This is a genomic window from Streptomyces sp. A18, assembly GCF_059026065.1.
The window spans coordinates 36,014-47,796 of record NZ_JBWLKL010000022.1 but is presented as its reverse complement, the minus strand read 5'-3'; the positions used below and the strand labels follow the sequence as shown (position 1 = coordinate 47,796).

Here is an 11,783-nt window from a genome sequence, read left to right as displayed (position 1 = left end):
TTCGGACTGGCGGGATTCGGCGGTGGGACTGCCTTGGTGGCGGGAACTACTTCTTGTCGCTCACACCGAGCGAGACGTAGTCGTAACGACCGCTGTAAGCGGCGGACGAGTAGACGTTGGTCGCCCGCGAGGAACGCCAGCTGATGTTCTTCTCGTAGATGAAGGGCATCCAGTAGGCCTTGTCGACGATCTCGTGGGCCAGCTCGGTGTAGATCTCACCGGCCTTGTTGGGGTCGACCGTGCCGATCGCGTCGTCGAAGTACTTGTCGATCTTCGGCTCGTCGATCTGCGACTCGTTGTAGTTGCCGTTCTCGTTGATGAAACGGCTGTCGAACAGCGGCTGGGCGTAACCCTGGCCGGTCGGGAAGTCAGGACCCCAGCCCGCCATCGTCATGCCGATGCCGCGCTTCTTCACGACCGAGGGAGAACCGGTGATGCTGGAGGAGTCGGCGCCGTCGATCTGGTCGACATCGGCGTTGATGTTGACCTTCTTCAGCGACTCCTGGAGCGCCGTGGCGGCGTCCACCTCGCCCGGCTGGTTGGTGCGGGCCGAGATCTTGGTCGAGAAGCCGTTCGGCTTGCCGCACTCCTTGAGCTGGGCCTTCGCCTTGGCGACGTCCGGCTTGCCCTTGCGCTCCTTGATGCCGTACGGGTCGTAGTCGTCGTGACCCTTGATCGACTTCGGGAAGACGTTGGTGGCGATCTCACCGGCGGCGACCTCGCCACCACGGGTCTTCTGCAGGCTCGCGAAGTCCGTGGCGTAGAAGACGGCCTTGCGGCAGGCCTCGTTGTCGAACGGCTTCGTCTTGGTCACCAGGGCGACATAACGGACGAAGTCCGTCTGCATGTTGTCGACGTTGGCCTTGTGGTCCTGAATGGCGGTGGTGCGACCCGACTGGGTCATGCCGGTGCCATTCATGTCGATGTCGTAGTCGCCTTCCATCAGGCGCTTGTCGTTCTCTTCGAGGTTCGCCGAGATGGTGACCGTGATCTTGTCCGGCAGCGCGGGACGGACCGGGTCCGACGACTTCTTCCAGTTCTTGTTGCGGACGAGCGTGATGCTCTTGCCCGCGCTGTAGTTCTGGAACTTGTACGGGCCGGAGGAGAACGGGCGCTGGGTGTACTTGGCGCCGGTGTCCTCGGACTGCTTGACCGGGGTGCCCGACGGCATCGCGAGCATCTGCTCGAAGTCGCCGTTCTTCTTGGGCAGCTTGAAGATGATGGTGTTGTCGTCCGGCGTCTCGATCGCCTTCAGACCGAGCTTGTCCTTCGACTTGTCCTCGTAGGGGCCCTTGTACTCGCCCTTGGGGTCAAGCGTGGACTTCAGGTAACCGGGGCCACCGGTGATGACCTTGGTCGCCCAGATGCGCTCGATGCCGTACTTGATGTCCTTGGAGGTCAGCTTCGAGCCGTCCTCCCACGTCAGGCCGTCACGCAGCTTGTACGTGTAGGTCTTGCCGTCGTCGCTGATCTTCGCCGTGGACTCGGCGAGGTCGGGGACGAGCTTGTTGGACGCGGCACCCGGCTTGGTGTCGTACGTGATCAGCGTGCGGGTGTAGAACCGCATGAAGTCCCACGTCATGCCGTAGTACGCGCGCTGCGGGTCGGCCGAGTCCAGGTCCTGCTTGGCGATGAACTTGAGCGTTCCGCCCTTCTTCGCCGACTTGTTCGCGACCTTGCCGATGGCCGCGTCGTAGCCGGCACCCTTGCTGTCGTCGTCGTCGCTGCCGCCGCCGCACGCCGTGGTGGTCACCAGCGCCGCTACGACGAGGGCCGCGCCTGCGGTCAACCGTCGTTTAGAGGAACCTGTGGGCATTTCTCGCATCCTCCGAGATTCGCGGTCCTAGGCTTTGACTGCCTTGAGAACCATGGGAAGAGCCACCTGACGCTGCGGCAGGGGCAAGCCAGTGGAGCTGTTTACCGAGTTCCCTTGGGGTCCAGGGCGTCGCGCAGCCCGTCACCGAAGAGGTTGAAGGCAAGCACGGTCACGAAGATCGCCAGGCCGGGGAAGACCATGAACATCGGGTCGTGCTCGTACGTCGCGAGGGCGTCCCGGAGCATGCCGCCCCAGGAGGCCGTCGGCGGACGTACACCCGCGCCGAGGAAGCTGAGCGCCGCTTCGGTGAGGATGTTGGTGGGGATCATGAGCGTCGCGTACACGGTGATCGGCGCGACCAGGTTCGGCAGCAACTCACGGAAGAGGATGTGCCGTTGACCGCCACCGAGGCTGCGGGCCGCCTCCACGTACTCGCGTTCGCGCAAGCTGAGGGTCTGGCCTCTGACGATGCGCCCGACGTAGGGCCAGCCGAAGAAGCCGATCACCAGGATCAGTACGGCGATGCGGACGCCGCTGCCGGTGAGCCCGAGCAGGTCGTCGGGCAGGACCGAGACCAGGGAGATCACGAAGAGCAGCTGCGGGAAGGCGAGCAGCACGTCCATGACCCGGCTGATCGTCGCGTCGACCCAGCCGCCGAAGTAACCGGCGATGATACCGAAGAAGGTGCCGAGCACCACGGCCACCACGGCGGCGAGGAACGCCACGAGGAGCGAGATGCGGGCGCCGTAGACGATCCGGCTGAAGACGTCGCGGCCCTTGTTCGGCTCGACCCCGAAGAGGAAGTCCGGACTCATGCCGCCGAACGCGCCCTTGGGCAGGTTCGTCAGGTCTTCGAGCTCGTCCTGGTGGAACTCGTTGGGCGGGTGGCCCAGCAGGGAGACGATCAGGGGCGCGAAGACGGCGACAAGAACCAGGACGAGCACGGTGATGCCGCCGGCCAGGGCGACCTTGTCCCGCTTCAGGCGGTTCCAGGCGATCTGCTTGAGGGACCGCCCCTCGACCTTCTTCACCCCTGCACCAGCTGCGGGAGCGACATCCTCTGTCGGGTCCGCGTCCGCAGGTGTGTCATGCAATGGTGCCGTCATCGTGGCAGGGACCCCTCTCAACCGGTGGTGACCGGCCCGCACTTGCCGCTGTAGCGACGTGATCAGTCCGTCGTACACAGGGGCGAAGCGCCCCTGGTGCGGGAGTCTTCATCGGGGTCGCGATCTGTTACCAGACTTGACGGGGAATGGATGCGCAACCGTGATGCTGATCGAGGTGTTCCGTTATCCGGACGCAGGTGAACGAGGGGCGAACACGGGGCAGTTGGGTCGCAACGTTCCACGGGAGCCCATAGAGCCCCTCCACCATCAGAACGGACATCGTGACGGTCAGGGCAGGTATACGAGCCGCGGTGGCCGGTTCAGTGCCCTTCCGGGAGGGCCGCGGCGGCGTTTCAGTACTGCGCGGGGTAGCCGTATCCACCCGCGGGCGCCGGTGCCGGCTGGGCCTCGCGGTCGTAGAACGGCCTGGCATTGGCGCGCAGCCACATGGCCACGGGGTCGTACGCGTCGGACATCGCGACGGTCGACACGGGCAGGCCGTCGGGGACGGCGGCGATCGACTGCTGCATCATCGTGCGCACCCCGTCCACCGACGACGGCGACGTGTCGTACACATCGAGGCCGATGGCCAGGTACGGCGCGCCGAGCGCGGGCTGCACCCAGGCGCGGCGCAGCGAGCGGACCGCGGGCGTGCGGTGGGCGTTCTGCGTGAGCAGGGCGTAGAACTGGGGGATCTCGATGGCCGGTTCGGTGAGCCGCAGCGGCCCTGCGGGCAGCAGGTCGAGGCCCGACGCGATGCGCCGCAGGTCGAGCCAGGGGATGCCGACGCCGCCGCCGGGGGCGTGCGGGTTGAGCCAGAGGCCGTAGTGGTCGGGGTAGAGGGTGCGCGAGATGTCGACTCCGCTGACCACCTCGTACGAGCGGTTCCAGCCACTGGCGGAGAGCTCCTGGGCGGAGGTCACGCACGGCGCGTACCCGAGGCCCTCGACCTCCATGTTCCCGTACTGCGCGTCGGGGGATCCGGCCTGGCCGTGCCAGAGCAGCATCCACACCTGGTCGGCGGCGAGCGCCCGCAGGAGCGCCTCGTAGGCGTCATAGCGCCCCGGCGTCACCTGGCGCAGCATGTGCTCGACCTGCCCGGCCGCAGCCGTGCCCGACGCACTCACCCTTAACCGCCCCTTCGCGATGACCCGCTTGACCCGGTGGCCCCGGGTCATGAAACCAGCTTAAGCGGCGATCCTGACACCGACTTGACGTACGGCACCCTCACCCACGTACCTGCACATGTCCTTACACATGTCCGTGCTCGCCCCCCGGGCTCTGCCCGAAGAAGGGCCGGACCCGCTCCCGCATCCAGTCGCCGACCGGATCCTGGGCCACGTCGAGCAGCACCAGGTTCACCGGCCAGGCCACCGGCGCCTGCCCGAGGGCCCGGCCCACGGCCTCCATCGGCAGTTCGCGCGCGTTGCCCTCCCAGGAGGTCAGTTCGACGCCGACGAACAGCGACGGGTCCGCGCCCTCGACGCTCGCCAGGCAGCGGCGGGCGCTCAGGACGACCCCGGTGGCCTCGAACTCACGCGCGGCGGCGGACAGGAAGTCCACCGGGTCCTCCTGCCAGTCCGGTTCGAAGAGGCGTACGCGGCCGCCGCTCGCGGGGCCGTCCAGCGGGGTGCGCCCGGCCCTGCAGAGTTCGGCCACGGCGGGCGGGGGCAGCGGGACGCCGACCGTGCCGTCCGGGTTGACCGCGATACCCATCTGCGGGGGAAGGCCGCGCGCGAACTCGACGGCGGGTGCCACGGTGCAGCCCATCCGGCCACCGGTCGCCTGCTGGAACTGCTGCTCGGAGCTGAACACGGGGACGTAGGCCTGGCCCTCGAGCTCCAGCGTGGGCAGGTCGAGGGTGCCGCTGTCCGGGGCCCCACCGTTCGGCAGCGGGACCCAGACGTGGCTGCGGCCGAGCACCTCGACGATGCGGGCGCCCGCGGATGCCGTGCTGGTGGGGGGCGCGCCGGGCGCGCCCAGGGACGCCGCGAGCACCTCTTCGAGTTCGTTGCCCGGCCATCCTCCATAGGGATGGGCGTGTGCCTGCGCCGGAATGTCCATCGTCCTTAACCCCTGCTCGGTCCCTCTGCCTGCGGCACGACCCTAACGTGACGGACGGCTCAGTTCCCGAAGCCGATCCCCCGCAGCACCCCGGCCGCCGTCCGGTCGAGCAGCACGGCCGAGCCGCAGCCGCGCGGCAGATCGCCCCGCTCGGCGGCGCCGACGAGGCGGCCGACCGTCCTTCGGTGCCGCGCGAAGGCGTACCGCGACACGCCGCGACCGCGCGACAGCTGGCCCTCTATGGCGGTGTCCGGCGGCACGTCGAGCAGCAGCAGGTGCAGCGTCGTGCCGCGCCGCGCGGCCTCGCGGGCCAGCCAGCGGCGCACCCACGCCTGGGTGCCGCAGTCGTGCACCACGACGCCCTCGCCGGAGCGCAGGGCTCTGCGCAGGCCCGCGTAGTGCGCGAGGCGGACCAGGGGGCGGTACACCGCGTACGGCAGCAGGCCCGGCATGCGGCGGGCCCAGCGGTCGCGGGTGTCCTGGCTGTCGATGCGCGGGCCCGCGACGGCTCTGCGCATCAGCGTGGACTTGCCGCTGCCCGGAAGACCGGAGACGACGATGAGGTCGCCCTCGCCGAAGGTGAGACGGTGCGGGCTGTGCCCGGTCCGCTGCCTCAGGTCGCGGACGACGGCCGCCGGCAGGGGGCCGCAGCTCTCCCTGGTGGGGGCGGCTGCCTGTTTGGGCAGGGCCACCCCTGTGTTGGTCGCGTAGACACTCGTCCTGCGCACCGTGATCGGCCTCCCCATAGCGGTCACGTAACTGCTTACCGCAGCTTCCCCGGCAAGTGTAAAGAGAAGGTAATGCGGCACAAGGGCATTACGGGACTGGCACTGCCCTGTGACGGAGGCGCGTGCAATGATGTGCGCGCAAACTCCATACAGGCCGTTTGAATCCGCGCGGGAGAGTTCCCGGTCACCGTCGTACGACGCACCGGGGCGCCGAAGGAGCAAGTCCCTCCCTTGAATCTCTCAGGCCCCGTACCGCGCGGGCGAGGCACATCTGAAAAGCGGGCCGCTCCGGCGGCTCCACCCAAGGTGCAAGTCATGACCCCCTGTACGGGCGGGTCGTGGTGAACCTCTCAGGTTCCGATGACAGATGGGGAGGATCGACCTCGCCCGTCATGCCCTGGGAGTTCCACGTATGAGTACCGCCCCCCGTCTGACTGCCCTCGATGCCGTGCATCGCGCGCTCGGCGCGACCATGACCGACTTCGCGGGCTGGGACATGCCGCTGCGCTACGGCAGCGAGCGCGACGAGCACATCGCCGTCCGCACCAAGGCCGGTCTCTTCGACCTCTCCCACATGGGCGAGATCACCGTCACAGGTCCGCAGGCCGCGGACCTCCTGAACTTCTCGCTGGTCGGCAACATCGGCTCCGTCGGTGTCGGCCGCGCCCGCTACACGATGATCTGTGCCGCGGACGGCGGGATCCTGGACGACCTGATCGTCTACCGGCTCGGCGAGACCGAGTACATGGTGGTCGCCAACGCGTCGAACGCGCAGGTCGTCCTCGACGCGCTCACCGCCCGCGCGACGGGGTCTCCCCTGCTCGAGCGAAGCCGAGAGCTTGGGGAAGGCTTCGACGCCGAGGTCCGCGACGACCGCGACGCGTACGCGCTGCTCGCCGTCCAGGGTCCCGAGTCCCCCGGCATCCTGAAGTCACTCACGGACGCGGACCTGGACGGCCTGAAGTACTACGCGGGCCTGCCCGGCACGGTCGCGGGCGTGCCCGCGCTGATCGCCCGCACGGGCTACACCGGCGAGGACGGCTTCGAGCTCTTCGTCGCGCCCGGCGACGCCGAGAAGCTCTGGGGCGCGCTGATGGAGGCGGGCAAGCCCGTCGGCCTGGTCCCGGCCGGGCTCTCCTGCCGCGACACGCTCCGCCTGGAGGCGGGCATGCCGCTGTACGGGCACGAGCTGACCGCGGAGCTGACGCCCTTCGACGCCGGCCTCGGCCGGGTCGTGAAGTTCGAGAAGACCTCGCAGTCCGACACCTTCGTGGGGCGCGCGGCGCTCGCGGCCGCCGCCGAGCGCGCCGAGACCGCTCCCCCGCGCAAGCTGGTCGGCCTGATCGCCGAGGGCCGCCGCGTCCCGCGCGCGGGCTTCTCCGTGGTGGCGGACGGCAAGGTCATCGGCGAGGTCACCTCCGGCGCCCCCTCCCCCACCCTGGGCAAGCCGATCGCCATCGCGTACGTCGACGCGGCGCACGCGATCCCCGGCACCGAGGGTGTCGGCGTGGACATCCGGGGCACGCACGAGCCGTACGAGGTCGTGGCTCTGCCGTTCTACAAGCGCCAGAAGTGACACTTCCTTCCCAGTGGTAACCCCGGAAGTGACCCCACGCACATCTTTCTCGTTCCGCAGCACCCACCCGCGTACAGGAGAATTCAGGTCATGAGCAACCCCCAGCAGCTGCGTTACAGCAAGGAGCACGAGTGGCTCTCGGCCGCCGAGGACGGTGTGGCGACGGTCGGCATCACCGAGCACGCGGCCAACGCGCTCGGTGACGTCGTCTACGCGGACCTTCCCGAGGCCGGCGCCGCGGTGACCGCGGGCGAGACCTGCGGCGAGCTCGAGTCGACCAAGTCGGTCAGCGACCTGTACTCGCCGGTGACCGGTGAGGTCGTCGAGTCGAACCAGGACGTCGTCGACGACCCGTCGCTGGTGAACTCCGCCCCGTTCGAGGGTGGTTGGCTCTTCAAGGTACGGATCACGGACGAGCCGAAGGACCTGCTCTCCGCAGACGAGTACACCGAGTTCTCCGGCAGCTGAAGCCCCCGAAGACCCTTAGGGACCACCTGATGTCGCTTCTCAACACCCCTCTCCACGAGCTGGACCCGGACGTCGCCGCCGCCGTCGACGCCGAGCTCCACCGTCAGCAGTCCACCCTGGAAATGATCGCCTCGGAGAACTTCGCTCCGGTCGCCGTCATGGAGGCCCAGGGCACGGTCCTCACGAACAAGTACGCCGAGGGCTACCCCGGCCGCCGCTACTACGGCGGCTGCGAGCACGTCGACGTCACCGAGCAGATCGCGATCGACCGGATCAAGGACCTGTTCGGCGCCGAGTACGCCAACGTCCAGCCGCACTCCGGCGCCTCCGCCAACCAGGCCGCCCTCTTCGCCATCGCCAAGCCCGGCGACACGATCCTCGGCCTGGACCTGGCGCACGGCGGGCACCTCACCCACGGCATGCGCCTGAACTTCTCCGGCAAGCAGTTCAACGTGGTCGCGTACCACGTCGACGACGCCGGTCTGGTGGACATGGCCGAGGTCGAGCGCCTGGCCAAGGAGAACAACCCGAAGGTGATCATCGCGGGCTGGTCCGCCTACCCGCGCCAGCTGGACTTCGCGGAGTTCCGCCGGATCGCCGACGAGGTCGGCGCGTACCTGTGGGTCGACATGGCGCACTTCGCCGGGCTCGTCGCCGCGGGTCTGCACCCCAACCCGGTGCCGTACGCGGACGTGGTCACCTCCACCACGCACAAGACGCTGGGCGGTCCGCGCGGCGGCGTCATCCTGGCCCGCAGCAAGGAATTCGCGAAGAAGCTGAACTCCGCGGTCTTCCCGGGCTTCCAGGGCGGCCCGCTGGAGCACGTGATCGCGGCCAAGGCCGTGTCCTTCAAGGTCGCGGCCTCGGAGGAGTTCAAGGAGCGCCAGCAGCGCACCCTGGACGGCGCCCGCATCCTGGCCGAGCGCCTGGTGCAGGACGACGCGAAGGCGGTCGGCGTCGACGTCCTGTCCGGCGGCACGGACGTGCACCTGGTCCTGGTGGACCTGCGCAACTCCGAGCTCGACGGCCAGCAGGCCGAGGACCGCCTCCACGAGGTCGGCATCACGGTCAACCGCAACGCGATCCCGAACGACCCGCGCCCCCCGATGGTCACCTCGGGCCTGCGGATCGGTACGCCCGCGCTCGCGACCCGTGGCTTCCAGGACGAGGACTTCCGTGAGGTCGCCGACATCATCGCCGAGGCGCTGAAGCCGGGCGGCGTCGACACGGAGTCGCTCAAGGCCCGCGTCTCGGCCTTGGCAGCCAAGCACCCGCTGTACCCCAACCTGTAGCACTTTCGTACGCTTTCCTTCGTACGATTCTTCGGGGCACCGCGCACACTGGACAGTGAAGACAGTGAGTGCGGTGCCCCGGTTCATGCCCCGCGTTCGTAGTTCTCTGCACCACCCCGGCAGACAACGGCGTCTACCAACCATCATTGGAGTTTCTCGTGGCCCTCTCGGTCTTCGACCTGTTCTCGATCGGCATCGGCCCGTCCAGCTCCCACACGGTCGGTCCCATGCGCGCCGCCCGCATCTTCGCGAGCCGCCTCAAGAACGAGGGCCTGATGGCCCACACCACCGCGATACGGGCAGAGCTCTACGGCTCCCTCGGTGCGACCGGCCACGGCCACGGAACCCCGAAGGCGGTGCTGCTCGGCCTGGAGGGCGAGTCCCCGCGCTCGGTCGACGTGGAGTTCGCCGACGACCGCGTCGAGCAGATCAAGAGCACCGGCCGCCTCAATCTCCTCGGCATGCACGAGATCGACTTCGCCTTCGACGATGATCTCGTCCTGCACCGCCGCAAGGCCCTGCCGTACCACGCCAACGGCATGACGATCTTCGCGTACGACCGTGAGGGCGCCCTCGTCCTGGAGAAGACGTACTACTCCGTGGGCGGCGGCTTCGTGGTCGACGACGACGCGGTGGCGGGCGAGAACCCGATCGTGCCGGACGACACGGTCCTCAAGCACCCCTTCCGCACCGGCGACGAGCTCCTGCGCCTCGCCGAGGAGACCGGCCTGTCCATCTCCGCGCTGATGCTGGAGAACGAGAAGGCGTGGCGCACCGAGGCGGAGATCCGCGAGGGCCTGCTCGACATCTGGCGCGTGATGCAGGCGTGTGTGTCCCGCGGCATGTCCCGCGAGGGCATCCTGCCCGGCGGCCTCAAGGTCCGCCGCCGCGCGGCCAACTCCGCACGCCAGCTGCGCGCCGAGGGCGACCCGCAGGCCCGCGCCATGGAATGGATCACGCTCTACGCGATGGCGGTGAACGAGGAGAACGCCGCGGGCGGCCGGGTCGTGACCGCCCCGACGAACGGCGCCGCGGGCATCATCCCGGCGGTCCTGCACTACTACATGAACTTCGTGCCCGGCGCCGACGAGGACGGCGTGGTCCGCTTCCTGCTCTCGGCCGGCGCGATCGGCATGCTCTTCAAGGAGAACGCCTCGATCTCCGGCGCCGAGGTCGGCTGCCAGGGCGAGGTCGGCTCCGCCTGCTCGATGGCGGCGGGCGCCTTCGCCGAGGTGCTCGGCGGCAGCCCCGAGCAGGTCGAGAACGCGGCCGAGATCGGCATGGAACACAACCTCGGCCTGACCTGCGACCCGGTCGGCGGCCTCGTCCAGATCCCGTGCATCGAGCGCAACGGCATGGCGGCGGTGAAGGCCGTGACGGCGGCGAAGATGGCGATGCGCGGCGACGGCAGCCACAAGGTGTCCCTCGACAAGGTCATCAAGACCATGAAGGAGACCGGCGCCGACATGAGCGTGAAGTACAAGGAGACGGCGCGGGGCGGGCTCGCGGTGAACATCATCGAGTGCTGAGCGTGTGACTGGTGAGGATGTCGTGAGCAGCAGGCCGCCCCTGCGGACCTGCCGCCGCGCGGTGTCGATCTCGACGTCGCCGACGCGGTGGACGGGCGGCCGTACGACACCGGCGCGGCGGCACAGGGTGATTGTCGTCGTCCTCGACCAGCAGCTCTCGCACGCCGCCCACCCTATAGATCAGGTGCGGGGGGGGGCGGCTTCGTGCACCGGGACCGCCCGCAGCCCTCACCCCGCGGCCCTCACCCCTCAACGCGCGACGAACAGCGCCTCCGCGCCCACCGGCCGGTACCCCGCCGCCTGGAACGCCCGCACACTGCGCGCGTTCCCCGCGGACTGCTGCGACCACACCGGGTACCCGCCGGGCACCAGCTGCCGGGCCGCGAGCGCGAGTGCCCGGCCGAGCCCCCGGTGGCGTACGTCCTCCTCGACCTCGATCGCCGCCTCCCACCGCCCGGCGAGCCCGCGCCCGAGCACCAGCAGGCCGCCTCCTGCGCAGGCCCACACCCGCACGTCGTCGCGACGCTTGCGGGCCCGCACCACCCGGGGGTGGTCCGGGTCGTCGAGCTCGTGAAGTCCGAGGGCGGGATCGGGGCCGCCCGGCAGGGCGTCGGCGACGGTCAGCAGGTCGGTGGTGTCCGTCACGCGTCCCGTCCGCTCCAGGAAGGCGGCGAGGAACAGGGGGTTCATCGTGGCGGCCAGCGGATCGCAGTCGAGCGCGGCGAGGGTGGCGTGCACCCACCGCGGGTCCTCGTCCGTGAAGACCACCGAGTGCGCGGTGAAGGCGATCACGCCCGCGTCGCGGTGGCAGGGCTGCGGCACGACGGTGGTGGTGCCGTCGGGCGGCGGGAAGTGCCCCTGGGCAGCCGCGTCGAGGATCGCCCCGAGCGCGGCAGGGGTGCTGGCCATGGGCGTACTCCTTGTGATCGCGTCCTCGGACGGCCGATACCCTAGCCCCCGTCAGCAGTGCACGAAGAAGGGGTGGATCCGGTGGCGGACATCGAGGAAGCGCGCAAGACGTTCGACCAGTTCGACGCGGACGGCGACGGCTTCATCACGGCGGCCGAGTGGAAGTCGGCCATGGCGAAGATGGGGGACTTCTACGTCACCGAGACGGTGGCCGAGGCCGTGATAGGCACGAAGGACGCCGACAAGGACAAGCGCCTGTCGTTCGACGAGTTCTGGGCGAGCCTGAACAAGTAGC

At 69.2% G+C, this 11,783-nt stretch carries 11 protein-coding genes and 2 riboswitches; of the genes, 5 read left to right on the top strand and 6 right to left on the bottom strand.

Annotated features, from left to right (window positions below; all coding sequences use genetic code 11):
• Positions 1–46: 46 nt before the first annotated feature.
• From AC5P1C_RS28220 to AC5P1C_RS28200, 5 genes are all read right to left on the bottom strand, one after another.
• Positions 47–1,816: an ABC transporter substrate-binding protein gene (locus AC5P1C_RS28220; protein ID WP_493868759.1), complete on the bottom strand. Its 1,770-nt coding sequence runs from the start codon at positions 1,814–1,816 to the stop codon at positions 47–49.
• A gap of 101 nt (positions 1,817–1,917) precedes the next feature.
• Positions 1,918–2,922 carry an ABC transporter permease gene (locus tag AC5P1C_RS28215; protein WP_493868758.1) on the bottom strand — a complete coding sequence of 335 codons (1,005 nt, stop codon included), beginning with the start codon at positions 2,920–2,922 and terminating at the stop codon, positions 1,918–1,920.
• A gap of 353 nt (positions 2,923–3,275) precedes the next feature.
• On the bottom strand, positions 3,276–4,049 hold the full coding sequence (locus tag AC5P1C_RS28210; protein WP_493868822.1) for an enhanced serine sensitivity protein SseB C-terminal domain-containing protein: 774 nt from the start codon (positions 4,047–4,049) through the stop codon (positions 3,276–3,278).
• A 124-nt stretch (positions 4,050–4,173) separates the two neighbouring features.
• Positions 4,174–4,986, bottom strand: a complete 813-nt coding sequence (locus AC5P1C_RS28205) for an enhanced serine sensitivity protein SseB (RefSeq protein WP_493868757.1) — start codon at positions 4,984–4,986, stop codon at positions 4,174–4,176.
• Positions 4,987–5,045: 59 nt separating this feature from the next.
• On the bottom strand, positions 5,046–5,732 hold the full coding sequence (locus tag AC5P1C_RS28200; RefSeq protein ID WP_493868756.1) for an AAA family ATPase: 687 nt from the start codon (positions 5,730–5,732) through the stop codon (positions 5,046–5,048).
• Positions 5,733–5,873: 141 nt separating this feature from the next.
• Positions 5,874–5,979: riboswitch (glycine riboswitch) on the top strand.
• Positions 5,980–6,091: riboswitch (glycine riboswitch) on the top strand.
• A gap of 35 nt (positions 6,092–6,126) precedes the next feature.
• Here AC5P1C_RS28200 and gcvT point away from each other — a divergent pair.
• The 4 genes from gcvT (at position 6,127) to AC5P1C_RS28180 (ending at position 10,579) form a co-directional block, all read left to right on the top strand.
• Entirely contained in the window at positions 6,127–7,290 is a 1,164-nt protein-coding gene (gene gcvT / locus AC5P1C_RS28195; RefSeq protein ID WP_493868755.1) for a glycine cleavage system aminomethyltransferase GcvT, read from the top strand.
• A 90-nt stretch (positions 7,291–7,380) separates the two neighbouring features.
• Entirely contained in the window at positions 7,381–7,758 is a 378-nt protein-coding gene (gcvH, locus tag AC5P1C_RS28190) for a glycine cleavage system protein GcvH (protein ID WP_493868754.1), read from the top strand.
• A 29-nt stretch (positions 7,759–7,787) separates the two neighbouring features.
• Complete coding sequence (gene glyA, locus AC5P1C_RS28185) at positions 7,788–9,050, top strand: serine hydroxymethyltransferase (RefSeq protein WP_493868753.1); 1,263 nt, start codon at positions 7,788–7,790, stop codon at positions 9,048–9,050.
• A 158-nt stretch (positions 9,051–9,208) separates the two neighbouring features.
• The gene (locus tag AC5P1C_RS28180) at positions 9,209–10,579 is read left to right on the top strand and encodes an L-serine ammonia-lyase (RefSeq protein ID WP_493868821.1); all 1,371 of its coding nucleotides are present in this window, start codon (positions 9,209–9,211) and stop codon (positions 10,577–10,579) included.
• Positions 10,580–10,828: 249 nt separating this feature from the next.
• Here the strand turns inward: AC5P1C_RS28180 and AC5P1C_RS28175 are convergent, their stop codons facing one another.
• Complete coding sequence (locus AC5P1C_RS28175) at positions 10,829–11,488, bottom strand: GNAT family N-acetyltransferase (RefSeq protein ID WP_493868752.1); 660 nt, start codon at positions 11,486–11,488, stop codon at positions 10,829–10,831.
• Between the two features lie 81 nt (positions 11,489–11,569).
• Here AC5P1C_RS28175 and AC5P1C_RS28170 point away from each other — a divergent pair, with 81 nt between their 5' ends.
• Positions 11,570–11,782, top strand: coding sequence for an EF-hand domain-containing protein (locus AC5P1C_RS28170; protein WP_493868751.1), 213 nt, complete (start codon positions 11,570–11,572; stop codon positions 11,780–11,782).
• Position 11,783 lies beyond the last annotated feature (1 nt).

Bases quoted from the DNA above. Each gene is read 5' to 3' on its own strand.
- gcvH (WP_493868754.1), top strand. From the start codon at position 7,381: ATGAGCAACCCCCAGCAGCTGCGTTACAGCAAGGAGCACGAGTGGCTC.
- AC5P1C_RS28205 (WP_493868757.1), bottom strand. From the start codon at position 4,986: ATGGACATTCCGGCGCAGGCACACGCCCATCCCTATGGAGGATGGCCG.
- AC5P1C_RS28215 (WP_493868758.1), bottom strand. From the start codon at position 2,922: ATGACGGCACCATTGCATGACACACCTGCGGACGCGGACCCGACAGAG.
- glyA (WP_493868753.1), top strand. From the start codon at position 7,788: ATGTCGCTTCTCAACACCCCTCTCCACGAGCTGGACCCGGACGTCGCC.
- AC5P1C_RS28200 (WP_493868756.1), bottom strand. From the start codon at position 5,732: ATGGGGAGGCCGATCACGGTGCGCAGGACGAGTGTCTACGCGACCAAC.
- AC5P1C_RS28220 (WP_493868759.1), bottom strand. From the start codon at position 1,816: ATGCCCACAGGTTCCTCTAAACGACGGTTGACCGCAGGCGCGGCCCTC.
- AC5P1C_RS28175 (WP_493868752.1), bottom strand. From the start codon at position 11,488: ATGGCCAGCACCCCTGCCGCGCTCGGGGCGATCCTCGACGCGGCTGCC.
- gcvT (WP_493868755.1), top strand. From the start codon at position 6,127: ATGAGTACCGCCCCCCGTCTGACTGCCCTCGATGCCGTGCATCGCGCG.